Annotated in this window: 40 protein-coding genes; 2 read left to right on the forward strand and 38 right to left on the reverse strand. The window is 30.8% G+C overall.

Features of this window, described 5'->3' with window-relative positions:
* Positions 1-17: 17 nt before the first annotated feature.
* The 3 genes from aroE to FD726_RS02465 form a co-directional block, all read right to left on the reverse strand.
* Positions 18-818 carry a shikimate dehydrogenase gene (aroE, locus tag FD726_RS02455; RefSeq protein ID WP_159990012.1) on the reverse strand — a complete coding sequence of 267 codons (801 nt, stop codon included), beginning with the start codon at positions 816-818 and terminating at the stop codon, positions 18-20.
* A 3-nt stretch (positions 819-821) separates the two neighbouring features.
* Positions 822-1,394: a Sua5/YciO/YrdC/YwlC family protein gene (locus FD726_RS02460; RefSeq protein WP_159990013.1), complete on the reverse strand. Its 573-nt coding sequence runs from the start codon at positions 1,392-1,394 to the stop codon at positions 822-824.
* A gap of 193 nt (positions 1,395-1,587) precedes the next feature.
* Positions 1,588-2,067, reverse strand: a complete 480-nt coding sequence (locus FD726_RS02465; RefSeq protein ID WP_159990014.1) for a DUF494 family protein — start codon at positions 2,065-2,067, stop codon at positions 1,588-1,590.
* Between the two features lie 419 nt (positions 2,068-2,486).
* Here FD726_RS02465 and def point away from each other — a divergent pair, with 419 nt between their 5' ends.
* Both def and fmt read left to right on the forward strand, forming a co-directional pair.
* A complete protein-coding gene (def, locus tag FD726_RS02470; RefSeq protein ID WP_159990015.1) occupies positions 2,487-2,996 on the forward strand; it encodes a peptide deformylase in 510 nt (169 codons plus the stop codon).
* Between the two features lie 14 nt (positions 2,997-3,010).
* Positions 3,011-3,961, forward strand: a complete 951-nt coding sequence (gene fmt, locus FD726_RS02475) for a methionyl-tRNA formyltransferase (protein WP_204162673.1) — start codon at positions 3,011-3,013, stop codon at positions 3,959-3,961.
* 115 nt (positions 3,962-4,076) lie between these two features.
* On the opposite strand, the gene rplQ is transcribed toward fmt, so the two are convergent.
* From rplQ to tusD, 35 genes are all read right to left on the reverse strand, one after another.
* On the reverse strand, positions 4,077-4,454 hold the full coding sequence (gene rplQ / locus FD726_RS02480) for a 50S ribosomal protein L17 (RefSeq protein WP_159990016.1): 378 nt from the start codon (positions 4,452-4,454) through the stop codon (positions 4,077-4,079).
* Between the two features lie 33 nt (positions 4,455-4,487).
* Positions 4,488-5,477: a DNA-directed RNA polymerase subunit alpha gene (locus tag FD726_RS02485; protein WP_159990017.1), complete on the reverse strand. Its 990-nt coding sequence runs from the start codon at positions 5,475-5,477 to the stop codon at positions 4,488-4,490.
* A gap of 26 nt (positions 5,478-5,503) precedes the next feature.
* Positions 5,504-6,124 (reverse strand): 30S ribosomal protein S4, encoded by a 621-nt coding sequence (rpsD, locus tag FD726_RS02490; RefSeq protein WP_159990018.1) that lies wholly within the window; start codon positions 6,122-6,124, stop codon positions 5,504-5,506.
* A gap of 37 nt (positions 6,125-6,161) precedes the next feature.
* Positions 6,162-6,551 carry a 30S ribosomal protein S11 gene (rpsK, locus tag FD726_RS02495; protein WP_159990019.1) on the reverse strand — a complete coding sequence of 130 codons (390 nt, stop codon included), beginning with the start codon at positions 6,549-6,551 and terminating at the stop codon, positions 6,162-6,164.
* A gap of 16 nt (positions 6,552-6,567) precedes the next feature.
* The gene (gene rpsM, locus FD726_RS02500) at positions 6,568-6,924 is read right to left on the reverse strand and encodes a 30S ribosomal protein S13 (RefSeq protein ID WP_159990020.1); all 357 of its coding nucleotides are present in this window, start codon (positions 6,922-6,924) and stop codon (positions 6,568-6,570) included.
* A gap of 72 nt (positions 6,925-6,996) precedes the next feature.
* Complete coding sequence (gene rpmJ / locus FD726_RS02505; RefSeq protein WP_159990021.1) at positions 6,997-7,113, reverse strand: 50S ribosomal protein L36; 117 nt, start codon at positions 7,111-7,113, stop codon at positions 6,997-6,999.
* 35 nt (positions 7,114-7,148) lie between these two features.
* Positions 7,149-8,477 (reverse strand): preprotein translocase subunit SecY, encoded by a 1,329-nt coding sequence (gene secY / locus FD726_RS02510; protein WP_159990022.1) that lies wholly within the window; start codon positions 8,475-8,477, stop codon positions 7,149-7,151.
* Between the two features lie 7 nt (positions 8,478-8,484).
* Positions 8,485-8,931: a 50S ribosomal protein L15 gene (rplO, locus tag FD726_RS02515; RefSeq protein ID WP_159990023.1), complete on the reverse strand. Its 447-nt coding sequence runs from the start codon at positions 8,929-8,931 to the stop codon at positions 8,485-8,487.
* Entirely contained in the window at positions 8,924-9,106 is a 183-nt protein-coding gene (gene rpmD, locus FD726_RS02520) for a 50S ribosomal protein L30 (RefSeq protein ID WP_159990024.1), read from the reverse strand. The genes rplO and rpmD overlap by 8 nt, the downstream gene beginning before the upstream one ends.
* A 38-nt stretch (positions 9,107-9,144) precedes the next feature.
* Positions 9,145-9,630 carry a 30S ribosomal protein S5 gene (gene rpsE / locus FD726_RS02525; protein ID WP_159990025.1) on the reverse strand — a complete coding sequence of 162 codons (486 nt, stop codon included), beginning with the start codon at positions 9,628-9,630 and terminating at the stop codon, positions 9,145-9,147.
* Positions 9,631-9,646: 16 nt separating this feature from the next.
* Positions 9,647-10,003, reverse strand: coding sequence for a 50S ribosomal protein L18 (rplR, locus tag FD726_RS02530; protein ID WP_159990026.1), 357 nt, complete (start codon positions 10,001-10,003; stop codon positions 9,647-9,649).
* Between the two features lie 10 nt (positions 10,004-10,013).
* Positions 10,014-10,547, reverse strand: coding sequence for a 50S ribosomal protein L6 (gene rplF / locus FD726_RS02535; RefSeq protein ID WP_159990027.1), 534 nt, complete (start codon positions 10,545-10,547; stop codon positions 10,014-10,016).
* Positions 10,548-10,560: 13 nt separating this feature from the next.
* Positions 10,561-10,953: a 30S ribosomal protein S8 gene (gene rpsH, locus FD726_RS02540; protein ID WP_159990028.1), complete on the reverse strand. Its 393-nt coding sequence runs from the start codon at positions 10,951-10,953 to the stop codon at positions 10,561-10,563.
* Between the two features lie 42 nt (positions 10,954-10,995).
* Entirely contained in the window at positions 10,996-11,301 is a 306-nt protein-coding gene (rpsN, locus tag FD726_RS02545) for a 30S ribosomal protein S14 (protein WP_159990029.1), read from the reverse strand.
* 21 nt (positions 11,302-11,322) lie between these two features.
* Positions 11,323-11,865, reverse strand: coding sequence for a 50S ribosomal protein L5 (rplE, locus tag FD726_RS02550; protein ID WP_159990030.1), 543 nt, complete (start codon positions 11,863-11,865; stop codon positions 11,323-11,325).
* 16 nt (positions 11,866-11,881) lie between these two features.
* Positions 11,882-12,205, reverse strand: a complete 324-nt coding sequence (gene rplX, locus FD726_RS02555) for a 50S ribosomal protein L24 (RefSeq protein WP_159990031.1) — start codon at positions 12,203-12,205, stop codon at positions 11,882-11,884.
* Between the two features lie 12 nt (positions 12,206-12,217).
* Positions 12,218-12,586 carry a 50S ribosomal protein L14 gene (rplN, locus tag FD726_RS02560; RefSeq protein WP_159990032.1) on the reverse strand — a complete coding sequence of 123 codons (369 nt, stop codon included), beginning with the start codon at positions 12,584-12,586 and terminating at the stop codon, positions 12,218-12,220.
* Positions 12,587-12,755: 169 nt separating this feature from the next.
* Complete coding sequence (gene rpsQ, locus FD726_RS02565; RefSeq protein WP_159990033.1) at positions 12,756-13,010, reverse strand: 30S ribosomal protein S17; 255 nt, start codon at positions 13,008-13,010, stop codon at positions 12,756-12,758.
* A 6-nt stretch (positions 13,011-13,016) separates the two neighbouring features.
* A complete protein-coding gene (gene rpmC, locus FD726_RS02570; RefSeq protein WP_159990034.1) occupies positions 13,017-13,202 on the reverse strand; it encodes a 50S ribosomal protein L29 in 186 nt (61 codons plus the stop codon).
* On the reverse strand, positions 13,202-13,615 hold the full coding sequence (gene rplP / locus FD726_RS02575; RefSeq protein ID WP_159990035.1) for a 50S ribosomal protein L16: 414 nt from the start codon (positions 13,613-13,615) through the stop codon (positions 13,202-13,204). The genes rpmC and rplP overlap by 1 nt, the downstream gene beginning before the upstream one ends.
* A gap of 13 nt (positions 13,616-13,628) precedes the next feature.
* Entirely contained in the window at positions 13,629-14,333 is a 705-nt protein-coding gene (rpsC, locus tag FD726_RS02580) for a 30S ribosomal protein S3 (protein ID WP_159990036.1), read from the reverse strand.
* Positions 14,334-14,354: 21 nt separating this feature from the next.
* Positions 14,355-14,687, reverse strand: a complete 333-nt coding sequence (gene rplV / locus FD726_RS02585) for a 50S ribosomal protein L22 (RefSeq protein ID WP_159990037.1) — start codon at positions 14,685-14,687, stop codon at positions 14,355-14,357.
* Between the two features lie 9 nt (positions 14,688-14,696).
* Positions 14,697-14,978, reverse strand: coding sequence for a 30S ribosomal protein S19 (rpsS, locus tag FD726_RS02590; protein WP_159990038.1), 282 nt, complete (start codon positions 14,976-14,978; stop codon positions 14,697-14,699).
* Positions 14,979-15,004: 26 nt separating this feature from the next.
* Positions 15,005-15,826 (reverse strand): 50S ribosomal protein L2, encoded by an 822-nt coding sequence (gene rplB / locus FD726_RS02595; protein WP_159990039.1) that lies wholly within the window; start codon positions 15,824-15,826, stop codon positions 15,005-15,007.
* A 21-nt stretch (positions 15,827-15,847) separates the two neighbouring features.
* A complete protein-coding gene (locus FD726_RS02600; RefSeq protein WP_159990040.1) occupies positions 15,848-16,144 on the reverse strand; it encodes a 50S ribosomal protein L23 in 297 nt (98 codons plus the stop codon).
* Positions 16,141-16,746 carry a 50S ribosomal protein L4 gene (gene rplD / locus FD726_RS02605; RefSeq protein ID WP_159990041.1) on the reverse strand — a complete coding sequence of 202 codons (606 nt, stop codon included), beginning with the start codon at positions 16,744-16,746 and terminating at the stop codon, positions 16,141-16,143. The genes FD726_RS02600 and rplD overlap by 4 nt, the downstream gene beginning before the upstream one ends.
* Before the next feature lie 11 nt (positions 16,747-16,757).
* A complete protein-coding gene (rplC, locus tag FD726_RS02610) occupies positions 16,758-17,387 on the reverse strand; it encodes a 50S ribosomal protein L3 (protein WP_159990042.1) in 630 nt (209 codons plus the stop codon).
* Between the two features lie 29 nt (positions 17,388-17,416).
* Positions 17,417-17,728, reverse strand: coding sequence for a 30S ribosomal protein S10 (gene rpsJ / locus FD726_RS02615; protein ID WP_136131790.1), 312 nt, complete (start codon positions 17,726-17,728; stop codon positions 17,417-17,419).
* Positions 17,729-18,095: 367 nt separating this feature from the next.
* Positions 18,096-19,280, reverse strand: coding sequence for an elongation factor Tu (tuf, locus tag FD726_RS02620; RefSeq protein WP_159990043.1), 1,185 nt, complete (start codon positions 19,278-19,280; stop codon positions 18,096-18,098).
* A 73-nt stretch (positions 19,281-19,353) separates the two neighbouring features.
* Complete coding sequence (fusA, locus tag FD726_RS02625; protein WP_159990044.1) at positions 19,354-21,462, reverse strand: elongation factor G; 2,109 nt, start codon at positions 21,460-21,462, stop codon at positions 19,354-19,356.
* Positions 21,463-21,552: 90 nt separating this feature from the next.
* Positions 21,553-22,023, reverse strand: a complete 471-nt coding sequence (gene rpsG / locus FD726_RS02630) for a 30S ribosomal protein S7 (RefSeq protein ID WP_159990045.1) — start codon at positions 22,021-22,023, stop codon at positions 21,553-21,555.
* Positions 22,024-22,106: 83 nt separating this feature from the next.
* Positions 22,107-22,481, reverse strand: coding sequence for a 30S ribosomal protein S12 (gene rpsL, locus FD726_RS02635; protein WP_159990046.1), 375 nt, complete (start codon positions 22,479-22,481; stop codon positions 22,107-22,109).
* Between the two features lie 114 nt (positions 22,482-22,595).
* On the reverse strand, positions 22,596-22,889 hold the full coding sequence (gene tusB / locus FD726_RS02640) for a sulfurtransferase complex subunit TusB (protein ID WP_159990047.1): 294 nt from the start codon (positions 22,887-22,889) through the stop codon (positions 22,596-22,598).
* 13 nt (positions 22,890-22,902) lie between these two features.
* Positions 22,903-23,262, reverse strand: coding sequence for a sulfurtransferase complex subunit TusC (gene tusC / locus FD726_RS02645; protein WP_159990048.1), 360 nt, complete (start codon positions 23,260-23,262; stop codon positions 22,903-22,905).
* On the reverse strand, positions 23,262-23,648 hold the full coding sequence (gene tusD, locus FD726_RS02650; RefSeq protein ID WP_159990049.1) for a sulfurtransferase complex subunit TusD: 387 nt from the start codon (positions 23,646-23,648) through the stop codon (positions 23,262-23,264). The genes tusC and tusD overlap by 1 nt, the downstream gene beginning before the upstream one ends.
* Between the last annotated feature and the right edge of the window lie 623 nt (positions 23,649-24,271).

Consider the following 24,271-nt stretch of genomic DNA (forward strand, 5'->3'; position numbering starts at 1 on the left):
TATCTGATTCTTTTACATTATCGCATATTTGCAATTATATATTTTGTTTTAGGAAGAATTCCATGCCATAATTTAAATGAATATGCAGCTTGATAAATTAACATTCCTAGACCATCAGATAAGCAATTACACCCTTGCTGTTTACACCAATATAAAAAAGGAGTTAATGTTTTTTGATAAAACAAATCATAACAACATAAATTGTTATTAATTAAAGAACTAGGTATTTGAGGTATTTGACCTTTAGAACTACTAGAAGTAGCATTGATTATTAGATTAAATTTTTTGTTTTCTAAATCTTCTATATTACAAACATCAATAATTCCGTTTTGTTTAAAATTATTGGCTAATTCCAAAGCATGATTTTTAGTACGATTAGTTATAGTTACCATAGAACCTAAAATTAAAAGCGGAGCAATTATACCTCTAGCTGCACCACCAGCACCTATTATAAGAACTTTATTTTCTTTACTAATCATTTTTAGTCTTTGAAGGTCACTTAATAATCCGATACCATCGGTATTATCTCCAAAAATTTTATTATTCTGTTTTTTTAAAGTGTTTACGGCTCCTGCAAGATATGCTCTTTCGCTTAGTTCATCAGCAAATTGATATGCTTGCTTTTTAAAAGGTAAAGTAATATTAGCTCCAATTCCTCCTTTAGAAAAAAATTTTGAAATAGCCTCTGAGAAACCATCTATAGGAGGACAAACACGTCCATAATTATGTTTGATTCCAGTTTGTCTGAAGAATTTATGGTGAATTATTGGAGATTTACTATGGTGTATTGGATTTCCAAAAACTGCAAACTTAAACATAACTTATCCCTGACGTATTAAATCCCCTGTTATAATATTTCTAATTTCAGAAGGACGTTCACGACCATAAGTTTTTCCAAATAAAATAGGAAATGTTTGCCCGAATTGTTTTTTAATATCATTAAATGTGCGACAAGGATTTTGATTTGAAATATTAGCACTTGTCGATATAATTGGTTTGCCAAAATGTTTACAAAGTTTTTTTACACTAGGGTGATCAGTAATTCGTACTGCTAAAGAATTAAATTGTCCAGTTAACCAACTTGGTGTTTTAGGTGAAGTAGGTACAATAAAAGTTACTGGTCCGGGCCAACAAGAAAACATGTAATCACGTTGAATTGATGAAATTTCATTATCTGCAATATATGATTTTATACGATTATAATTTTCAGCAACTAAAATAAAACCTTTTTTTATTGAACGTTTTTTAATAATAATTAAATTAATTACTGCAGTTTGATTATCAGGATCACATCCAAAACCAAAAACTGATTCAGTTGGATAAATTATTATACCACCTTTTTTAAGTTCTTTTACACATTTTCTAACCGAACTAAAAAAAATTTTTGTATACATACTATTTAGATTTATTGTTAGTATTGTAAAAATGGATATAACCATAAAATTAAAAAATTACATGTTATAAATGAACATTTTTTTATTTATATATTTGTAAAATAAATACACTATTTTTCTTAAAATTATGAGTAAAAATATTAATTTAATGATTTATATGCATAATTTTTCTATAATAATTTGTAAATGGTAATTAATGTATTACTCTGCTTTTAGAGTCAAAAAATAATTGTTCTACCTGCTGACAAGCACTTTCACATCCAGGGATATTATATAATACCATTAATACTAACCATTTTAAATCTTCTAGTTTAAAATCTTTGGTATCAAGCGCCATTACACGATCTATAATTATTTCTCTAGTTTCTAAATTCAAAATCTTGATTTGTTCTAAAAAAAGTAAGAAACCTCTGCTTTCCGTATCTAATCTTATTTTTTCTTCTTCTATGTATACTCGTATAGATGTTAAAAAAGAATGATTATTGGTTAACTTTGGAGATATGATTTTTTTTTGATATAACGATAATTGTTTCAACCATCTTAAAGCATTATATACATCTTCGCTATAAAAACCAGCATCTTTGAGATGATCTTTTAATTTACTTTCATCTATATACCCGTTCATTCTACTATAAATATATGTTTCAAACAAGTAAATTATTACATCAAACATATCATGTCTCCTTAAAATAGAGATATTTACCAGCTTTTATAATTTTGTCTTTATAAATAATAAAATAGTATATAGTTAATACTGATAGTCATAGTTATGATCAAGCCAGCAACTATATAATACTAGATTGTATTATAAAAAAATAAAAAATGATAATATTTAATAATAACTATCATTGCAATTATTTTATATAAGTAATAATATATAATTAGTTTATCCTGTACAATATTAGTGATAAATATTGTTACTTTGATATAGAAATTTATAAAATTTATTTTGTTCTTTATGTTTCTATTAGTTATTTTAAATTGCAAAAGCAATAATTATGGTCTACTTTATAATTGATGTATTTATTCTAATCAATAGAATTAATAAAAACTAATTTCAATAATAAACAAATTAAATAGAATTTATAATTTATGTCAGTATTACCACTATTATATTTTCCAGATAATCGTCTAAGAAAAAAAGCATTACCAGTTAAAGATATCAATGAAGAAGAAATTAAACATATTATTGATGATATGTTTGAAACTATGTATGCTAATGAGGGTATTGGTTTAGCAGCTACACAGGTAAATATTCATAAACGTATTATAGTTATTGATATTTCTAAAAATCATAAAGATCGTTTAGTATTAATTAATCCAGAATTATTAAGTTGTACGGGTAAAGGTGGAATAGAAGAAGGATGTCTTTCTCTTCCGCAACAACACGCATTTGTATCAAGAGCTGAAAGTGTAAAAATACGATCACTTGATATTAATGGTAATAGTATAGAAATAGAAACTGGGGATCTACTTGCAATTTGTATACAACATGAAATAGATCATCTAAATGGAAAGCTATTTATTGACTATTTATCGCCATTAAAACGTGATAGAATTAAGTCTAGATTAAAAAAAATAGTAAAGTTTCAACAAAGGTAAAAATTAAAAGATTTATGTTGAGAATTATATTTGCTGGAACATCTGAATTTGCTGCAATTCACCTTAAGAATATTTTAACATCAAAACACCAGATTATAGCAGTATTTACTCAACCTGACCGTCCTGCTGGCAGAGGACAAAAATTAACTGCTAGTCCAGTTAAAATTTTAGCTAAAAACGAAAATATTCCTATTTTTCAACCAGAAATACTTGATTGTGAAGATATTAAAATAAAAATTTCCACTTTATCTCCAGATATAATTATTGTAGTAGCTTATGGATTAATAATTCCAAGTAATATTCTAGCAATCCCTCGGTTGGGATGTATAAATGTCCATGCATCTCTTTTACCTAGATGGCGTGGAGCTGCTCCTATACAAAGAGCTATTTTAGCAGGAGATACAGAAACTGGAATAACTATTATACAAATGAATGAAAAATTAGATAGCGGAGATGTGCTATATCAAATCAAATGTGATATTTCATTGCATGATACTTCTTTAACAATACATGAAAAGTTAGCAAAGTTGGGTTCACATGGATTAATTAATACTTTATTAAAACTTTCTAATGGAACTATGTATCCTAAAAAACAGAATGAAACACTAGCAAATTATGCTAAAAAAATAAACAAAGAAGAAGCTAAAATTAATTGGAATTTTTCAGCAAAACAATTAGAGCGTTGTGTTAGAGCGTTTAATCCTTGGCCAATTAGTTTTTTTTATGTTAATAATCAGTTAATTAAAGTATGGAAAGTTAGTTTATTAAATAATCAATTGATTAATTTAAAACCATTAAAACCGGGAACAATAATTAGAATTACACATAATGGAATACAAGTTAATACTACTAGAGGTATAATTAATTTGATTACATTACAACCTTCTGGTAAAAAACAAATGTCAGCAAGAGATTTAATTAATTCTAGGTATGAATGGTTTAAACCTGGTACAGAATTAAGGTAAAAAACAAATGAAATAGAGTAAAAAACCCATTGATAATGAGTTTTTACTCTGTATACTTAATAATACTTATAAAATAATACTTATAAAACAAACTACATAACTAAATTTTGATATATTATTGTTTTTTAGTTTTTTTTGTACGATCAACTAATTCTATATATGCCATTGGAGATTTATCACCAGGACGAAAACCGCATTTAAGAATTCTAGTGTAACCGCCAAAACGATTTATAAAACGTGGACCTATTTGTTTAAACAATTTCGATACCGTTTCGTCATCACGAATACAATTAAATGCTAACCGTCGATTATAAACGCTGTCGACTTTTGCAGTAGTAATCAATGGTTCAATGATACAACGTAATTCTTTAGCCTTTACTAAAGTGGTCTTAATAATTTCGTGACGCACTAAAGAAACCGTAATATTACGAAACATAGCTTTACGATGACTTTCATCTCGATTCAATTTACGCCCACTTTTACGATGGCGCATAATGTTATCCTTTTTTAATTAATTCTTCTTTTATTATTCTTCGATAATACTTTCTGGTGGCCAATTATCAAGTCTCATACCTAGAGAAAGACCTCGTGAAGCTAAAATATCTTTAATTTCAGTAAGAGATTTTTTACCTAAATTTGGTGTTTTAAGTAATTCTACCTCAGTACGTTGTACTAAATCGCCAATATAGTGAATAGTTTCTGCTTTAAGGCAATTAGCAGAACGAACAGTGAGTTCTAAATCATCAACTGGACGTAATAAAAGAGGATCAAATTCTGGTTTTTCTTCCTTTATTTCAGGTTGACGTAAATCTCTTAAGTCAACAAATGCTTCCAATTGTTCTACCAAAATAGTTGCTGCTCGCCTAATAGCTTCTTCAGGATCTATTGTTCCATTTGTTTCCATATCAATAATTAGTTTATCTAAGTCAGTACGTTGTTCTACACGAGCTGCTTCTACATTATATGCTATACGATCGATAGGGCTATAGCAAGCATCAACTAAAAGTCTACCAATAGGTCGTTCATCATCTCTTCGAGTTCGGTTAGAAGCTGGTATATATCCACGTCCCCGTTGAATTTTTATCCGCATACTAATAATAGCGTTCTTATCAGTTAAATGACAAATTATGTGGTTAGGTTGAATGATTTCTACATTATTATCATATGTAATATCAGCTGCAGTTACAGGACCAATACCAGACTTATTTAAAGTAAGTATTGCTTCATCTCTATTACCATGAACTTTTACAACTAAACCTTTTAGATTAAGTAAAATTTCTAAGATGTCTTCCCGTACTCCTTCTTTAGTACTATATTCATGTAATACACCATCAATTTCAACTTCTGTTACTGCATAACCTGGCATCGACGAAAGCAAAATACGTCGGAGTGCATTACCAAGAGTATGGCCAAAGCCACGCTCCAATGGTTCAAGAGTTACTTTAGCTTGTGTTGAGCTAAGTTGTTCAATATCTACCAGTCGTGGTTTTAGAAATTCTGTCACAGAACCATGCATTATGTCCTCTCTTTTGCTACTCAGCTTTACTTAGAATAAAGCTCTACTATCAGGTGTTCATTAATATCTGTGGATAAATCATTTCTTTCAGGAATGCGTTTGAAACGACCCTCCATTTTTTTGAAATCAACTTCTAACCAAGTTGGTTTTTCATTGTTTTCAGAAAGTTCTATAGCTGCTTTAATACGAGATTGTTTTATAGCTTTATCAGATACTCTAATGATATCATCTGAACACACCTGATAAGAGGCTATATTAACAAACCGATTATTTACTAAAATAGATTTATGGTTTATTAACTGTCGAGCTTCTGCACGAGTGGCTCCAAATCCCATACGATAAACTACATTATCTAAGCGACTTTCTAAAAGACATAATAAATTTTCACCAGTATTTCCTTTCAAACGTGCAGCTTTTTTATAATAATTTCGAAACTGACGTTCTAAAATACCGTAAATACGACGAACTTTTTGTTTTTCACGTAACTGACTACCATAGTCAGATAAACGAGGTTTACGTATACCATGTTGACCAGGTGCTTGTTCTATTTTACATTTAGAATCAATTGCTCTAACACCAGATTTGAGAAATAAATCAGTACCTTCACGTCGGCTCAGCTTGAGCTTAGGCCCTAAATATCTTGCCATTCTTTTCTCCAGCTATCTCTACAAAATAAATTCTTATTTATACACGACGTTTTTTTGGCGGACGACAACCATTATGAGGAATAGGCGTCATATCAACAATATTTATGATCCGAAAACCAAAAGAGTTTAAGGCACGGATAGTTGATTCTCGCCCTGGACCTGGACCTTTAACCATAACTTCTAAATTCTTAATACCATAATCTTTTACTGATTCTGCACAACGTTCTGCTGCAACTTGAGCAGCAAAAGGGGTAGATTTACGTGATCCACGAAACCCTGAACCACCAGCAGTTGCCCATCCCAGTGCATTACCTTGCCGATCAGTAATAGTAACAATAGTATTGTTAAATGAAGCATGTATATAAGCCACGCCATCTACAATTTGTTTTTTTACGCGCTTACGTGCACGAACTAATGCCTTTGCCATTGTTTACTTTTCTCGGTTATTTCTTTATTAGTTTACTAGGACCTTTGCGTGTACGTGCATTAGTTTTAGTACGTTGACCACGAACCGGAAGATTACGACGATGACGTAAACCTCGATAACAGCCCAAATCAATCAATCGTTTAATACTCATATTAATCTCACGACGTAAATCACCTTCTACAACAAATTTAGCTACTTCATCACGTAATTGATCTATTTGTTTTTCAGATAATTCACTAATTTTAATACTTTCACTAATACCAGTAACGGCGCAGATTTTTTTAGAACGAACTTTACCTATACCAAATATTGAAGTTAATGCCATAACAGTATGTTGTTTATCAGGAATATTTATTCCTGCTATGCGAATCACTATATTCTCCTAATTATCATATTATTAATTTTTAATAAGAAATGTTTTATACAAATTTTAAAAATTATAAATTTATCCTTGACGTTGTTTATGTTTATAATCAGATCTACAAATTACTCTCACGACACCATGACGCAGAATAATTTTGCAGTCACGACATAGTTTCTTAACAGAAGCACGTACTTTCATTAAGTTTCATCCTTTTTATAAATACATTTTTTAAATTATTTACTATATCCTTTAAAATTAGCTTTTTTTAATGCTAGATCGTATTGATTTGACATCATTAATGTCTGTATTTGAGACATAAAATCCATAATAACTACAACTACAATCAATAACGAAGTTCCACCAAAATAAAATGGTACTTTCATAAAATTACGCATAAATTCAGGAATAAGACAAACAAAAGTTATATAAAAAGCACCAACTAAAGTTAAACGAGTCATTACTTTACTAATATATTTTGCTGTCTGCTCTCCTGGTCTAATACCTGGAATAAACGCTCCGGATTTTTTTAGATTATCGGCTGTTTCTCTGGGATTAAAAACTAATGCTGTATAAAAAAAACAGAAGAAAATAATAGAGCAAGAATATATTAATATATAAAGCGTTTGACCTGGCTGTAAATATAAGGAAAATGTTTCTAATAATTTCCAGTTATCATTTCCAAACCATGCTATCATGGTTGCAGGAAAAAGAATTATACTAGAAGCAAAAATAGCTGGGACAACACCGGCCATATTTATTTTTAGTGGTAAATGTGTAGATTGTACAGCATAAACACGACGACCTTGCTGACGTTTTGCATAATTTGCTAATATACGACGTTGGCCTCGCTCGATAAAAATAACACAATATGTTACTATAAATATAAGCAACAAAACAAGTATCAGTAAGAAAATGTTTAATTCACCTTGTCTAGCCTGTTCTATAGTATGACCTATAGCTGGTGGTAGACCTGCAACTATACCTGCAAAAATAATAATAGACGTGCCATTACCTATTCCCCTTTCAGTAATCTGTTCGCCTAACCACATTAAGAAAATAGTTCCAGTTACTAAACTTATAATAGCTGTCAAATAAAAAGATAAACCAGGATGAAAAAACAAACTATGCATACCTAACATATTTGGTAAATTAGTAGCTATGCCTGCTGATTGGACTATAGCTAAAATTAAAGTACAATAACGCGTATATTTATTAATTTTACGACGACCAGCTTCTCCCTCTTTTTTTATTTCCGATAGTGAAGGATGTAGTGTAGTTAATAATTGAATTACAATTGAAGCTGAAACATATGGCATGATGCCTAATGCAAAAATAGAAGCTCTACTAAGAGATCCTCCAGAAAACATATTGAACATCTCGATAATTGTTCCACTTTGTTGTTCTAATATTTTTGTAAGTATAGTAGGATCAATACCGGGAATCGGAATAAAAGATCCAATACGAAATACCAATAAACAAATCAATAAAAACAACAATCTAAATTTTAATTTACCTAAATTATCTTTGGTGTTTTTAAAATCTAATCCCAATTGTTTTGTCATTTAATACTTAATCCTCAATTTTACCACCCACAGATTCAATAGCTTTTCGTGCACCTTTAGTAACATTTAAACCAATAATTTTTTTTGGTACAGAAATATTTCCTGAACAAACGATTTTAACAGATTTAACATTATTATTAATAATATTAAAAACTTTTAACGTATTTAAATTTATAATATTATCTTTGACTTTTGTTAAATCAAAAAGATTAATTTCTTTATGAAACAGTTTTTTTCTAGAAACAAAACCAAATTTTGGTAAACGACGGTAAATTGGCATTTGACCGCCTTCAAATCCTCTACTGATATTTCCTCCAGATCGGGATTTTTGTCCTTTATGTCCTCTTCCACAAGTTTTACCCGAACCAGAACCTATGCCACGACCTACACGTTTTTTAGTACATTTAGATCCTATAGCATAGGATATGGTGTTTAACCGTAAATTGTTATTCATCTTTTACTTCAACCATATATGAAACAGCATTAATCATACCACGTATAGATGGACTATCCTTACGAGAAACAGTATGACCTATATGACGTAATCCTAAGCCTATAAGAGTATTTTTATGACACGCTAATCTACCAATAGAACTTTTTATTTGAGTTACTTTAATCATTTTGGTCATTAATATATCACTCCATTGTTTTCTATAAATTTAATTTTTTATAGAATTTTACCCAATTTAGCAGCAATCATTTCAGGGGAACTCATTCGTTTTAAACCTTCTATAGTAGCACGAACAACATTAATTGGATTCGTCGAACCATAAGTTTTAGCTAGAACATCATATACACCTGCAACTTCAAGTACAGCCCTCATTGCACCACCAGCTATAATTCCAGTACCTTTTGAAGCTGGTTTCATAAATACTTTAGAACCAGTATGTACACCTTTGACAGAATGTTGTAAAGTTCCGTTATTTAACACAATATTAATCATATTACGACGAGCTTTTTCCATTGCTTTTTGAATAGCAGCCGGTACTTCACGTGCTTTTCCATATCCAAAACCTACACGACCATTTCCATCACCTACTACTGTTAACGCAGTGAAAGAAAAGATGCGTCCACCTTTAACAGTTTTAGACACACGATTTACAGCTACTAATTTCTCCTGTAATTCACCCATTTGTTTTTCGATATTTGCCATATTAATAAATACCTATCTAAAACTGAAGTCCTGCTTCACGAGCAGAATTCGCTAATGCTTGGATACGACCATGATATTTAAATCCAGATCGATCGAAAGAAATACTGGTAATACCTTTTTTAATTGCTCGTTCTGCTATAATTTTTCCAACAATAACAGCAGCTTCTTTATTTCCAGTATATTTTGTCTGTTTATTAATAACTTTTTCTAAAGTAGAAGCAGAAACTAAAACTTCAGAACATTTTGAACTTATTACTTGCGCATAAATATGACGTGAAGTACGATGTACAATTAAACGAATAGCACCTAATTCTTTAATCTTATATCTTGTATTATTACCACGACGAATACGATTAAATTTTTTATTATTCATAACATTCACCTTACTTCTTTTTAGATTCTTTTATACGTACTTTTTCATCAAGGTAACAAATACCTTTACCTTTATAAGGTTCAGGAGGACGATAAGAACGCAAGTCAGCTGCTACTTGACCTATTAATTGCTTATCAGCACTTTTTAAAACAATTTCAGTTTGGATTGGACACTCTGCAATCACTCCAACAGGAAGTACATGATTTACAGAATGGGAAAAACCTAACGATAAATTTATTATATTATTTTTAACTGATGCTCGATAACCTACACCATTTAACTGTAGTTTTTTGATAAAACCTTTACTAATCCCAATGATCATTGCATTAATTATTGAGCGGGATGTACCAGCTTGTGCCCATCCATCAACAAAATTTTTATAAGGATTGAATATTAAAGTATTACCGATATGTTGTATTTTGACAGCTCTATTTATAATACGACTTAAGACTCCATTCTTACCTTGTATTGAAATGAAACCACTATCTATTGTTATTTTTACATCTGATGGAATAATAATCGGTTTTTTAGCAATACGAGACATTAAAATCCTCCAATTATGCTATATAGCAGATAATTTCACCACCTAATTTCATGTTACGAGCCATGCTATCAGACATAACACCTTTAGATGTAGAAATGACAGCTATGCCCATACCGTCTATTACTTTTGGTAGGTCATTTTTTTTCTTATAAATACGTAGTCCAGGCCTACTTACTCTATCAATTTTATCTAGTACTGGCTTATTTTTAAAATATTTCAAAGAGATTTCTAATAGAAAATTTTTGTCACCAATCACTTTAAAATCTTTAATATAACCTTCTTCTTTAAAAACCTTAGCAATGGCTAATTTTAACTTAGAAGAAGGCATAATAATAGTAATTTTTCGAGAAGATTGACCATTACGTATTCTAGTTAACATATCCGCTATAGGATCTTGCATACTCATTAATTACTGATCTCCTCTAAATTTATAAATTTGGTATAATAATTACCAACTAGCTTTTTTAAGCCCTGGTATTTCACCACGCATTGCCGCTTCTCTAACCTTTATACGGCTTAAACCAAATTTTCTTAGAAAGCCCCGAGGACGACCTGTTTGACGACAACGATTACGCTGACGTGAAGGACTAGAATCCCTAGGGAATCCTTGTAACTTTAAAACAGCATTCCAACGAATTTTATCTGAAACTTTGACATCAGAAATAATAGATTTAAGTTTATTTCTTTTTGTAAATAATTTATTTGCTAATTTTACTCGTTTAATCTCACGTGCTTTCATAGATTGTTTAGACATTATAGTTAGATACACCCCATTTTATTGTTTACGAAACGGGAAATTAAAGGCAGAAAGTAAAGCTATACCTTCTTTATTAGATATTGCAGTTGTAGTAATAGCAATATCTAAGCCGTTAATATTATTCATCTTATCATAGCTAATTTCAGGAAATATAATTTGTTCACGTATACCTATATTATAGTTTCCAAAACCATCAAATGACTTAACAGAAAAACCCCGAAAATCACGAATACGAGGGATAACAACAACAATCAACCGTTCAAAAAATTCCCACATTCTTGCTCCACGTAGTGTTACTTTGCAACCTATAGCATATCCTTGACGAATTTTAAATCCTGCTACCGATTTTCTAACTTTAGTAATTAACGGTTTTTGACCAGAAATTACTGTTAAATCAGATACAGCACTATCTAAAAACTTCTTGTCCGCAACTGCTTTCCCAACACCCATGTTTAAAGTAATTTTTTTTATTTGGGGTACGCGCATGACAGAATTATAGCCAAATTGTAACATTAATTTATTGACTACTTTATTTTTATAATAATCATGCAGTTTTGACATCTGTTTTACTCCAATCTTACTTAACAACCTCATTATTGGATTTAAAAAAGCGTACTTTTTTACCATCTTGAAATCTAAAACCCACACGATCTGCTTTACCGGTATTCGCATTAAAAATTGCAATATTTGAAATCTGAATTGCACTTTCTTTTTCAATAATACTACCAGCTTTATTAAGTGATGAAACAGGTTTTTGATGTTTTTTAATTAAATTAACACCTTCTATAACAACTTTAATAACTTTATCAGATATTAAAATATTTTTAACCTTTCCTTTTTTACCTCTTTCACTACCAGTTAAGACAATAACTTCATCATTACGACGAATTTTAGCTGCCATAGTTAACCTCAGTTAAAGCACTTCAGGTGCTAAAGAAATAATTTTCATAAATTTTTCAGTACGAAGTTCATGAGTTACTGGTCCAAAAATACGAGTACCAACTGGTTGTTCATTATTATTCAAAATAACACAAGCATTACTATCAAAACGAATAATTGAGCCATCAGAACGGCGAACACCTTTTCTACTACGGACCACTACTGCTTTTAATACTTCACCTTTTTTTACTTTACTACGCGGAATAGCTTCTTTAATACTGATTTTGATTATATCACCAATTTTTGCATAGCGACGTTGTGAACCACCTAAAACTTTAATACACATTACCCTGCGTGCACCAGAATTATCAGCAACGCTTAAAACAGTCTGCTCTTGGATCATTATGTAATGCTCCATAAATATCTTGATGTATATTAAAATTATTTTTTAATATAAATTAAGTATTATTTTTAAATATTATATTTCTTCAATTAAAATTAAAAAATGATGAACGATCCAAATGGGCAGTTCATCTATATTATAGATTTATATATTTATATAGAATATATTATTACGGTATAGCTTTTTCTATTATTCGAACTAATATCCATGATTTAGTTTTAGATAACGGACGACATTCGCGAATTTCTACTATGTCGTTAATATTACATATATTATCTTCATCATGAATATTTAAAGTTGTCGTTCTTTTAATAAATTTACCGTATATATTATGCTTTATAATTCTTTCTATAGCAATAACTGCAGATTTTTGCATTTTATTACTAATAACACGTCCTTGTATAGTACGAATTTTACTATTCATCACAAATTAAGCCTTTTCAGTAATTAAAGTCTTGATTCTAGCGATATCTCGACGTACCTTTTTCAGCATATGTGTTTGCTGTAGTTGGCCAGATGCTGTTTGCATACGCAAATTAAATTCTTCACGTAATAAACTAAGCAATTCAGTGTTTAGCTCTTCGATATTTTTTATACGCAACTTTGCTGCTTTCATTACATTACCGCTTTAGTCACAAAAGTTGTCTTGATAGGTAGCTTTGCAGCTGCCAATTTAAATGCTCCACGTGCTAGTTCTTCATTTACATTACTATCTATTTCATATAGAATTTTTCCCGGTTGGATCATAGCAACCCAATATTCTACGTTACCTTTTCCTTTTCCCATTCTTACTTCTAGTGGTTTTTCTGTAATCGGTTTATCTGGAAATATACGAATCCATATTTTACCTTGACGTTTAACGGCTCGAGTCATTGCTCGACGAGCTGCTTCAATTTGTCTGGAAGTTAACCTTCCTCGTTCAATAGCTTTTAATCCAAACATTCCGAAACTAACTTCTCTTCCTGCAGCTAAACCACGATTTTTACCTTTTTGTACCTTACGAAATTTTGTGCGTTTTGGTTGTAACACAGCGATTCTCCTTTTACTTACGGCTTTTACGCTGATGTTTTTTTGTTTGAGTAGCTAATTCTATAGGTTTTTCAATATTAGGAATCAAGTTATCTAGGATTTCACCTTTAAAAATCCATACTTTCACTCCAATAACACCGTAGGTCGTATATGCTTCAGAAATGTTATAATCAATATCTGCACGTAAAGTATGTAAAGGAACACGTCCTTCACGATACCATTCAGTACGTGCTATTTCTGATCCTCCAAGTCTACCACTAATTTCAACTTTTATACCTTTAGCACCTAAACGCATAGCGTTTTGAACAGCTCTTTTCATAACCCGTCTAAACATGACACGACGTTCTAATTGTGTTGTAATGCTATTTGCTACTAATTTTGCATCTAATTCAGGTTTACTTACTTCTGAAATATTTACTTGAGTTGTAACACCAGATATATTTGCTATAACCATTCTAAGTTTTTCTACATCTTCACCTTTTTTGCCAATCACTATACCTGGACGAGCTGTGTGTATAGTAACACGCATACTTTTTGCCGGTCGTTCAATTACTATACGAGATATAGATGCTTTAGATAATTTTTTATTAAGAAACTTACGTACTTTATAATCATTTTCTAAATTGTTTGCAAATTCTTTTGTATTTGCAAACCAAGTAGAATTCCATGGTTTTATAATACCTAATCTCATTCCATTTGGATGTACTTTTTGGCCCATACTAATATCTTCTCCATAATGTCAGCGATTAGATACAACTATAGTGATATGGCTAGTACGCTTCATAATTCGATCTGATCGACCTTTAGCTCGTAACCGCATCCTTTTCATAGTGGGACCTTCATCAACTGAAATTTTCTTAATTTTTAGTTCGTCAATATCAGAACCATCGTTATGTTCGGCATTAGCAATAGCAGATTCTAATACTTTTTTAACTAATAAAGATGCTTTTTTATTGCTATATACTAGAATATTTAAAGCTTCTGATACTTTTTTTCCACGAATCAAATCTACTACTAATCTTACTTTTTGAGCAGAAGAATGAGCACGGCGATACCTGGCAATACTTTCCACTTTTTCCCCTTACTTTACTTTTTTAACTTTTTTATCAGATGTATGACCACGATAAGTACGTGTTGGAGCGAATTCACCTAACTTATGCCCTACCATCTCATCAGAAATAAAAATAGGAATATGTTGACGACCATTATGGACGGCAATTGTTAGACCAATCATCTTAGGAAAAATAGTTGAACGACGTGACCAAGTACGTAGGGGTTTTCTATCACCATTTTCCACTGCTTTCTCTACTTTATTAAGTAAATGTAGGTCTATAAATGGACCTTTTTTGAGAGAACGTGGCATTATGAGTGTATCCTTTTTAAATAATATTATTTATTACGTCTACGTATGATAAACTTATCAGTACGCTTATTTTTTCGGGTTTTTTTACCCTTTGTTTGAACTCCCCAGGGAGTAACAGGGTGTTTACCAAAATTACGACCTTCACCACCACCATGTGGATGATCAACTGGATTCATTGCAGTCCCGCGAACAGTAGGACGAATTCCTCTCCAACGAGATGCTCCGGCTTTTCCTAAAGCTTGTAGCATATGTTCATTATTACCAACTTCTCCTAAAGTTGCACGACAGCAAGATTCAATCTTACGTATTTCTCCTGAACGCAAACGCAAAGTAACATAAGAACCTTCCCTTGAAACTATTTGTGCATATGCACCAGCAGAGCGAGCAATTTGACCACCTTTTCCTGGTTTCATTTCTACATTATGAACAATAGAACCTATGGGAATATTTTTTATTGGAATTGTATTTCCTAACTTAATTGATACATTAATACCTGATTGAATTTCATCACCAATTTTCAAACCTTTAGCAGCTAAAATATAACGACGCTCACCATCTTTATACAAAATTAAAGCAATATTTGCAGAACGGTTTGGATCGTATTCTAACCGTTCAATTGACGCAGTAATATTATCTTTATTACGTTTAAAATCTATTAATCGATAGTTTTGTTTATGACCACCGCCAATATGACGTGTGGTAATTCTACCATTATTATTACGTCCTCCGGATTTGTTATTTTTTTCTAATAAATTAGGATATGGTTTTCCTTTATAAAGATTAGGATTAATTACTTTTACCATATGCCTACGACCCGGAGATGTTGGCTTACATTTTATAACTGCCATTATTATTCTATTTCCTTTCCTTTATTCAGAACCATTAATAAAATTCACATTTTGGCCTTTTTGTAAAGTTATATAAGCCTTTTTCCAATTTTCTCCATGATTTTTGTTTTTCTTTTTGATTTTGCCTTTGACAATTAAAGTATTAATACGTTTGATTTTTACTTCAAATATTTTTTCAATAGCTAAAAAGATATCTTTTTTATTAGCATTCTTAGCCACTTTAAGTACTATCGTATTATTTTTGTTAACCAAAGAAGATGCTTTTTCAGAAGAATGGGGTTTACGGATTATTCTAAAAAAACTTTCTTTACAGATCATTGTAAAATACCCTCAATTTGTTTTATCGCATCAACTGTTGCAATAACTCTATCAGAAATAATTAAACTAATTGGATCTATATTTACGACAGTTTTTACGCGAACTTTATATAGGTTGCGAGATGATAAAAGCAAGTTTCTATCTAGTTCACTAGTGATTATAAGAATATTTCTGTTTGGCAAGTCTTTTAACTTTTCTAACAATAGTTTAGTTTTTGGCAATTTTAGACTAAAACTTTCAAAAATTAGTAATCTATTCTGGCGTATTAGTTCAGATAATATACTTTTTAATGCACCTCGATACATTTTTTTGTTTATTTTTTGACTATAACTTCGAGGTTTTGCTGCAAAAGTTACACCACCAGAACGCCAAATTGGACTACGCAAAGAACCAGCTCTTGCCCGTCCTGTACCTTTCTGGCGCCAAGGTTTTTTACCAGAACCGCTCACTTCAGATCTATTTTTTTGAGAACTAGTTCCTTGACGAGCACTTGATGCATACGCAACTACTACTTGATGAATTAGAGCTTCATTGAAAAAAATACCAAAAGTATCTTCAGAAACAGTTATATTACTTTGCATGTCCTGTAATACCAATTCCATTTGCTATTCTCCTAATTTTTAACAGCTTGTTTAATAATTAAATTGCTGCCTATAGCACCTGGAACACCACCCTTAACCAATAATAAATTGCGCTTGATATCAATACTCACTATATCTAAACTTTGTACAGTTACACGTTCTTTACCCAACTGACCTGCCATTTTCTTACCCTTAAATACCTTACCAGGTGTTTGGTTTTGACCAATAGAACCAGGAACACGATGAGATAGCGAATTGCCATGAGAAGCGTCTTGGGTTCTAAAATTCCACCTTTTAACTGTACCAGCAAAACCTTTACCTTTAGATATACCAGTTACATCAACTTTTTTAATATCGCAAAAAGAATCAATACTAATTTTCTGCCCTAAAGAATATATTTCACTGTCATTTACTCTAAATTCCCAAAGACCACGACCGACTTCAACCACTGCTTTCTTAAAATGACCAGCTTCAGCCTTAGTGATATGACTTATTTTTTTATTGCCAGTAGTCACTTGAATTGCTTGGTAACCATCACTAATAAGTTTCTTAATTTGAATAACGTAATTGTCTTCAATTTCTATTACTGTTACGGGAATAGAAATGCTTTCTTTAGTAAAAACACGGGTCATTCCTATTTTTTTACCAACTAATCCAATCATTACATTCAACCTCATCTTAATATAACAGATCAACCTAAACTGATCTGCACATCAACACCTGCAGCTAAGTCTAGGCGCATAAGAGCGTCGACAGTTTTTTCAGTTGGCTCAACAATATCCACTAAACGTTGATGTGTACGTATTTCATATTGATCACGTGCATCTTTATTAACATGTGGAGAAATCATAACAGTAAAACGCTCTTTACGGGTCGGTAATGGGATTGGACCACGAACCTGCGCACCCGTGCGCTTAGCTGTCTCAACTATTTCTGCAGTTGATCTATCAATTAGACGATGATCAAATGCTTTAAGACGTATACGGATTCTTTGGTTCTGCATGGACCAGAGCTCCCAAGTTTCTATGAAAAAACTAAAATCAATTACCAATCTTTAAGATTGGAATCATCCAATGCATGCTGTCCATTTAAAACAACTAATGGAGCTGCAAAACTATTAACTGCTGTAACATCGATTTTATATTATATCTTTTTAAAGATACAAAATCACTTCCATAATATTATACATATATTTATTAAATAATCAATACATATTATGTTTTACTTTTAATATTATGATATATGTGTTATTTATATTATCAATATAATACTGTTTATTAAAATAATTTTATATATCATTTTTCAATGAAGATAAATTCAAAACATTTATTTATATTTTAGCGGCCGTATGTACGGCCACCTAAAAATAATTAGTTAATAACTTTAGCAACAACACCTGCCCCTACTGTTTTACCACCTTCTCGAATAGCAAAACGTAAACCCTCGTCCATTGCAATCGGATGAATTAAGGTAACAGACATTTTGATATTATCACCGGGCATAACCATTTCCACTCCATCTGGAAGATCTATAGAACCGGTAACATCGGTAGTCCGAAAATAAAACTGAGGACGATAACCTTTAAAAAATGGAGTATGACGTCCTCCTTCTTCTTTAGATAAAATGTAAACTTCTGCTTCAAATTTGGTATGAGGTTTTATTGTACTAGGTTTAGCTAATACTTGACCACGCTGAATTTCTTCTCTTTTTATACCTCGTAATAATATACCACAATTTTCACCAGCTTGTCCTTTATCTAATAGTTTGCGAAACATTTCAACACCAGTACATATTGATTTTACAGTTGGTTTGATTCCTATAATCTCTACTTCATCACCAACTTTTATGCTACCTCGTTCAACACGACCTGTTACAACTGTACCTCGACCAGATATCGAAAAGACATCTTCAATAGGTAATAAGAAGGGAAGATCAATTGCACGTACGGGTTCTGGAATATAACTATCTAAATAATTAGCTAATTCCATAATTTTTGCTTCCCATTCTGGTTCTCCTTCTAATGCTTTTAAAGCAGAACCACGAATAATAGGAGTGCTATCTCCTGGAAAATCATATTGTGATAATAAGTCGCGAACTTCCATTTCTACTAATTCTAATAATTCTTCATCATCAACTAAATCGCATTTGTTTAAAAATACAATTATGTAAGGAACACCTACTTGTCGACCTAATAAAATATGTTCACGAGTTTGGGGCATTGGCCCGTCAGTAGCTGCAACAACTAAAATAGCTCCATCCATCTGTGCAGCGCCAGTAATCATATTTTTTACATAATCAGCATGACCAGGACAATCAACATGTGCATAGTGACGATTTAAAGTTTCATATTCAACATGTGAAGTATTAATAGTAATACCTCTAGCCTTTTCTTCTGGTGCATTGTCAATTTGATCAAAGGCACAAGCTTGACCACCATATTTTTTTGATAAAACAGTTGTAATTGCTGAAGTTAAAGTAGTTTTTCCATGATCAACATGACCAATAGTTCCTACATTGATGTGCAATTTATTTCGTTGAAACTGCTCTTTTGCCATGACTGGATTCCCTAACTATAATATTTTTCAGTTAAAAATGAAAAATATTTTATTTAAATTTAAAAGTAGCTTTTTATTTACCACGAGCTTCAATAATATTTTGAGCGATATTATTAGGTGCTTCATCATATCTCAAAAATTCCATTGAATAAGAAGCACGACCTTTAGTCAACGAACGTAACTGAGTAGCATAACCAAACATTTCAGATAAAGGTACTTCAGAATAAATAACTACACCCATTGCGTTTGATTCTTGACCCCTCAGAATACCACGACGACTGCTTAGGTCTCCAATAACATCTCCTGTATTTTCTTCTGGCGCCTCAACTTCAACTTTCATGATTGGCTCCAGTAAAACAGGCTTAGCTCTTTTAAATCCATCTTTAAATGCTAAAGAGGCTGCTAATTTAAAAGCCAGTTCTGAAGAATCTACATCATGATAAGAACCAAAGTGTAGCCGCACGCCTAAGTCAACTACTGGATAACCCGCTAATGGTCCTGCTTTTAATTGTTCTTGAATACCTTTATCAACTGCTGGTATATACTCATTAGGAATGATACCACTCTTAATATCATTAATAAATTCGTATTCTTTGTTTTTTATTTTCATAGGGTACAAATCTATTACCACATGACCATATTGACCACGACCACCAGATTGTTTTATATATTTACCTTCGACATTTGTAATTTTTTCACGAATTGTTTCTCTATAAGCTACTTGGGGTTTTCCTATATTAGCTTCAACATTAAATTCACGTTTCATTCTATCTACAATGATATCTAGATGTAATTCACCCATTCCCGCTACGATAGTTTGATTAGACTCTTCATCAGTCCATACACGAAAAGAAGGATCTTCTTTAGCTAATCTATTTAAAGCTACACTCATCTTTTCTTGGTCCGCTTTGGTTTTTGGTTCTAATGCAATGGATATCACTGGTTCAGGAAATTTTATACGTTCAAGAATTATCGGTGAATTTAGATCACATAAAGTATCACCAGTCATCACATCTTTTAGACCTATAGCTGCAGCTATATCTCCTGCTCTTACTTCTTTAATTTCTTCTCTTTTGTTAGCATGCATTTGCACAATACGACCAAAACGTTCTCTATTAGATTTAGCAGAATTTAATACTGCATCACCTGAGCTAACCACTCCTGAATAAACTCGAAAAAATGTCAAATTACCTACAAATGGATCATTAGCAATTTTAAATGCTAATGCAGAAAATGGCTCTTTATCATTCGGTTGTCTTAAAACTATATCATCATGATCATTATCTAATAAACCCTTAACTGCAGGAATATCTGTTGGTGCTGGTAAATATTCTATTACTGCATCTAACATAGATTGTATACCTTTATTTTTAAATGCAGAACCACAAGTTACAAGAACTATTTCATTATTTAATACTCTATTACGTAAAGAATGTTTAATTTCTTCTTCTGTTATTAGATCACCATTAAAATATTTTTCCATTAATTGATCAGATGATTCAACTGCTGCATCAATTAAATTTTGCCGCCATTCGCTAACTATATTTAACATGTTAACTGGAACTTCTTTATACTCAAATGTAAGACCTTGATCATAGTCATTCCAATAAATAGCTTTCATTTTAATTAAATCAACAATACCTTTAAATTTTTCCTCTGAACCAATTGCTAAATGTATAGGAACAGGATTAGCTCCTAAACGTGTTTTAATCTGTTCTACAACATTTAAAAAATTAGCACCCATACGATCCATTTTATTAACAAATGCAATGCGAGGAACTTTATATTTATTTGCTTGCCGCCATACAGTTTCTGATTGCGGTTGAACACCCCCAACAGCACAGTAAACCATCACTACACCATCAAGAATACGCATAGAACGTTCTACTTCTATAGTGAAATCAACATGTCCGGGAGTGTCGATAATATTAATACGATGAGGATCAAATTGACTAGCCATCCCAGACCAAAATGTGGTGGTAGCAGCAGAAGTAATAGTAATTCCTCTTTCTTGTTCCTGGGCCATCCAGTCCATAGTAGCTGCACCATCATGTACTTCTCCTATTTTATGATTTACTCCTGTATAAAATAGAATACGTTCGGTGGTAGTTGTTTTACCAGCATCAATATGAGCACTAATACCGATATTACGGTAATGTGTAATAGGTGTTGTTCGAGCCATTTAATTCCTCTGATTATAAGACTTCCAAAGTAACTTAAGACAAGCAAATGTTTAAAATTTACTATGAATAACAAACTAAATATATTTTAATTACCAACGATAATGAGCAAATGCTTTATTTGCTTCTGCTGTACGATGTATTTCTTCACGTTTTTTAACAGCACTACCTTTATTTTCTATAGCATCTGAAAGTTCATTTGTTAACTTAAAAATCATAGATTTTTCTGATCTTTTACGAGCAGCTAAAACTATCCAACGCATTGCTAATGCATTTCTTCTAATTGGTCGCACTTCTACAGGAACTTGATATGTAGATCCTCCTACACGACGAGATTTTACTTCAATTATTGGACGTACATTTTCAATTGCCATTTCAAAAGTTTCTACTTCACTTTTATTCAGTCTTTTTGATAATGTTTCAAGAGCAGAATATACTATTGATTCAGAAATAGATTTTTTACCATCTATCATTAAAATATTTATGAACTTACCTAATAATTCAGATTTAAATCTTGGGTCGGGTAAAATTTTACGCTGACTTATAATACGGCGACGTGGCATAAAAACACTCCATTATAATTAGTGATTTTTAATTTAATTATTACTATTAAATAGTAATATTAATAAATAATAAAAATCAAATATTAAGATTTTGGTTTTTTCATACCATATTTAGAACGGCTTTGTTTACGGTCTTTAACACCTGCGCAATCTAAAGCTCCTCTGATAGTATGGTATCTTACTCCTGGTAAATCTTTAACTCTACCACCACGAATTAAAACTACTGAATGTTCTTGAAGGTTATGTCCTTCCCCACCTATATAAGAAGTAACTTCGAAGTTATTAGTTAATTTTACTCTACAAACTTTACGAAGTGCAGAATTTGGTTTTTTAGGAGTAGTTGTATACACTCTAGTACATACACCTCTTTTCTGTGGACATGATTCCAATGCTGGTACATTACTTTTAGTAATTTTACGAATACGTGGTTTACGAACCAGCTGATTAATTGTTGCCATTAAAATAGCTCCCAAATTTAATTTATTAGTTTCAAACTAAATTATTTAATTAAATTTATAAATTAATAATTATTATTAAAATAATGTAGATATCAATTAAGTAATATAGTTAATTTACCAAATCATTTGTTGTTTATGTTTTTCTGTTAACTTAACAAAACCATTATAATTCATCAAATATACTTTAGATGAAATTTGTTTAAGTAATCCTCTTGCTATTAGATCATCCCTCAAAACATATATTCTAATACCTTTATTAATTTGTAATATTTTCTTTAGAGTTGCATTACCTTTTAAACCAGCTATAACACCATCTTGTAATAAAATAATATCATCTTTAATATCTATAAGTAATAATAAAGTATTAATATCGCTATAAGAAGGAGAATTAATAATAGTATGCAACATTGTTATATTATGTCTAAAAGGTAAGTACATGATCGTAACTTACTAATTGTTTTTTTATTGTTTTAGAATCAACTATATTAACATCTAATAAATGAAATTCTTTAACTGATAAACCACGTTCTACTAATGAATCAAAACATAGATAGTATTTTTTTATACCATATAATTTTAAAACATAAAAAGTAGAATAATAGTGACGATTTAAAATTATTTCAGGGTGTTGATCAGGATATAATTGCAATATACCATCGCCTATAAAAAAAATTCCTAGATTTTTGTTTAATCTGCCAACTGCTAGAGCGGCATTTAATCCTTCTAAACCTGAACTAGTTCCATAAGGCATATGGGAAAATACAAAAGCTACACTCTTCACTAAAATTGAACCACTCTATCACTTTTTATAACAGCTTCAGTTAACGCACTTAACCCACTGAAATTAAAACCCAGTTGCAGATTACCTAAAGAGCAATATCTCTTCTCGGCTTCTTGTGAATTTAATATTCCTCGATAAAAAGCTGATGAAATACATATGTTTAGTAGAACACCATTTTTTTCATTAAGATCTTGCCATGCTTTTACTAAATTAAATTCATTTTTAGGAATTATAATAAATTGATTTGCATTTAACACACCTTCTCTATAAAAAAACACACTACTTAACTTATGACCTTTTTTAAAGAGCTCATTAGAAAATAATAAAGCACTAGTTGCATTTTGAGTACCAAATGGAGGTCCAGTTACTAATAAACTATAATTCATATTATGTATAAATACCTGTTAGTAAGGAGATTATTTAAATAATACTGCTAATTAATAGCATATTACAGTATTAAGTCTAATTAAACACTTTAATAAATTCCATTATTTTGAATTTATTAAAAATTGATTATGAATTACAGTTAAACTGTTTTTTAATAATATTGAAATTAATACTTAGATTATTATTCTATAATATAGAACATATAATTGACTAATTACAGGTTTAATGTGTATTAAATTATTTTTTATTAATATTTTATCTGAATATATACATTTTAAAACAGATAAATTTTATTTAAATTGATATTATAAAAAAATATTTAAAATAAGTCACTTATTCGCAATTTACCATAATTTTTGTAATTCAGTATATTTCAATAACTAAAACAGTAATATTAACAAAATGAAGATAAATATTGAAACACATTTAACTATTTCAATTTTAAATAAAACACTATAAATAAAACACTATATAGTTAAGTATATAAAATTACTTTTTATCAATTTCAGACAAAAATCTAGTTCTTTTTTATATATAATAAAACTCAATCTAAGTATATAAAATACCGCACTATTATATAATTAAGATTAAACGAAACAATTAATTTGATTTAATAAGATAA

Origin of the sequence: Pantoea sp. SoEX, from assembly GCF_009829945.1 — a bacterium.
Taxonomy (GTDB): domain Bacteria; phylum Pseudomonadota; class Gammaproteobacteria; order Enterobacterales; family Enterobacteriaceae; genus Pantoea_C.

Excerpts from the sequence above, each read along its gene's own strand:
- aroE (WP_159990012.1), bottom strand. The coding sequence starts at position 818 with ATGTTTAAGTTTGCAGTTTTTGGAAATCCAATACACCATAGTAAATCT.
- FD726_RS02460 (WP_159990013.1), bottom strand. The coding sequence starts at position 1,394 with ATGTATACAAAAATTTTTTTTAGTTCGGTTAGAAAATGTGTAAAAGAA.
- FD726_RS02465 (WP_159990014.1), bottom strand. The coding sequence starts at position 2,067 with ATGTTTGATGTAATAATTTACTTGTTTGAAACATATATTTATAGTAGA.
- def (WP_159990015.1), top strand. The coding sequence starts at position 2,487 with ATGTCAGTATTACCACTATTATATTTTCCAGATAATCGTCTAAGAAAA.
- fmt (WP_204162673.1), top strand. The coding sequence starts at position 3,011 with ATGTTGAGAATTATATTTGCTGGAACATCTGAATTTGCTGCAATTCAC.
- rplQ (WP_159990016.1), bottom strand. The coding sequence starts at position 4,454 with ATGCGCCATCGTAAAAGTGGGCGTAAATTGAATCGAGATGAAAGTCAT.
- FD726_RS02485 (WP_159990017.1), bottom strand. The coding sequence starts at position 5,477 with ATGCATGGTTCTGTGACAGAATTTCTAAAACCACGACTGGTAGATATT.
- rpsD (WP_159990018.1), bottom strand. The coding sequence starts at position 6,124 with ATGGCAAGATATTTAGGGCCTAAGCTCAAGCTGAGCCGACGTGAAGGT.
- rpsK (WP_159990019.1), bottom strand. The coding sequence starts at position 6,551 with ATGGCAAAGGCATTAGTTCGTGCACGTAAGCGCGTAAAAAAACAAATT.
- rpmJ (WP_159990021.1), bottom strand. The coding sequence starts at position 7,113 with ATGAAAGTACGTGCTTCTGTTAAGAAACTATGTCGTGACTGCAAAATT.
- secY (WP_159990022.1), bottom strand. The coding sequence starts at position 8,477 with ATGACAAAACAATTGGGATTAGATTTTAAAAACACCAAAGATAATTTA.
- rplO (WP_159990023.1), bottom strand. The coding sequence starts at position 8,931 with ATGAATAACAATTTACGGTTAAACACCATATCCTATGCTATAGGATCT.
- rpmD (WP_159990024.1), bottom strand. The coding sequence starts at position 9,106 with ATGACCAAAATGATTAAAGTAACTCAAATAAAAAGTTCTATTGGTAGA.
- rpsE (WP_159990025.1), bottom strand. The coding sequence starts at position 9,630 with ATGGCAAATATCGAAAAACAAATGGGTGAATTACAGGAGAAATTAGTA.
- rplR (WP_159990026.1), bottom strand. The coding sequence starts at position 10,003 with ATGAATAATAAAAAATTTAATCGTATTCGTCGTGGTAATAATACAAGA.
- rplF (WP_159990027.1), bottom strand. The coding sequence starts at position 10,547 with ATGTCTCGTATTGCTAAAAAACCGATTATTATTCCATCAGATGTAAAA.
- rpsH (WP_159990028.1), bottom strand. The coding sequence starts at position 10,953 with ATGAGTATGCAAGATCCTATAGCGGATATGTTAACTAGAATACGTAAT.
- rpsN (WP_159990029.1), bottom strand. The coding sequence starts at position 11,301 with ATGTCTAAACAATCTATGAAAGCACGTGAGATTAAACGAGTAAAATTA.
- rplE (WP_159990030.1), bottom strand. The coding sequence starts at position 11,865 with ATGTCAAAACTGCATGATTATTATAAAAATAAAGTAGTCAATAAATTA.
- rplX (WP_159990031.1), bottom strand. The coding sequence starts at position 12,205 with ATGGCAGCTAAAATTCGTCGTAATGATGAAGTTATTGTCTTAACTGGT.
- rplN (WP_159990032.1), bottom strand. The coding sequence starts at position 12,586 with ATGATCCAAGAGCAGACTGTTTTAAGCGTTGCTGATAATTCTGGTGCA.
- rpsQ (WP_159990033.1), bottom strand. The coding sequence starts at position 13,010 with ATGAATAGTAAAATTCGTACTATACAAGGACGTGTTATTAGTAATAAA.
- rpmC (WP_159990034.1), bottom strand. The coding sequence starts at position 13,202 with ATGAAAGCAGCAAAGTTGCGTATAAAAAATATCGAAGAGCTAAACACT.
- rpsC (WP_159990036.1), bottom strand. The coding sequence starts at position 14,333 with ATGGGCCAAAAAGTACATCCAAATGGAATGAGATTAGGTATTATAAAA.
- rpsS (WP_159990038.1), bottom strand. The coding sequence starts at position 14,978 with ATGCCACGTTCTCTCAAAAAAGGTCCATTTATAGACCTACATTTACTT.
- rplB (WP_159990039.1), bottom strand. The coding sequence starts at position 15,826 with ATGGCAGTTATAAAATGTAAGCCAACATCTCCGGGTCGTAGGCATATG.
- FD726_RS02600 (WP_159990040.1), bottom strand. The coding sequence starts at position 16,144 with ATGATCTGTAAAGAAAGTTTTTTTAGAATAATCCGTAAACCCCATTCT.
- rplD (WP_159990041.1), bottom strand. The coding sequence starts at position 16,746 with ATGGAATTGGTATTACAGGACATGCAAAGTAATATAACTGTTTCTGAA.
- rplC (WP_159990042.1), bottom strand. The coding sequence starts at position 17,387 with ATGATTGGATTAGTTGGTAAAAAAATAGGAATGACCCGTGTTTTTACT.
- rpsJ (WP_136131790.1), bottom strand. The coding sequence starts at position 17,728 with ATGCAGAACCAAAGAATCCGTATACGTCTTAAAGCATTTGATCATCGT.
- tuf (WP_159990043.1), bottom strand. The coding sequence starts at position 19,280 with ATGGCAAAAGAGCAGTTTCAACGAAATAAATTGCACATCAATGTAGGA.
- fusA (WP_159990044.1), bottom strand. The coding sequence starts at position 21,462 with ATGGCTCGAACAACACCTATTACACATTACCGTAATATCGGTATTAGT.
- rpsG (WP_159990045.1), bottom strand. The coding sequence starts at position 22,023 with ATGCCACGTCGCCGTATTATAAGTCAGCGTAAAATTTTACCCGACCCA.
- rpsL (WP_159990046.1), bottom strand. The coding sequence starts at position 22,481 with ATGGCAACAATTAATCAGCTGGTTCGTAAACCACGTATTCGTAAAATT.
- tusB (WP_159990047.1), bottom strand. The coding sequence starts at position 22,889 with ATGTTGCATACTATTATTAATTCTCCTTCTTATAGCGATATTAATACT.
- tusD (WP_159990049.1), bottom strand. The coding sequence starts at position 23,648 with ATGAATTATAGTTTATTAGTAACTGGACCTCCATTTGGTACTCAAAAT.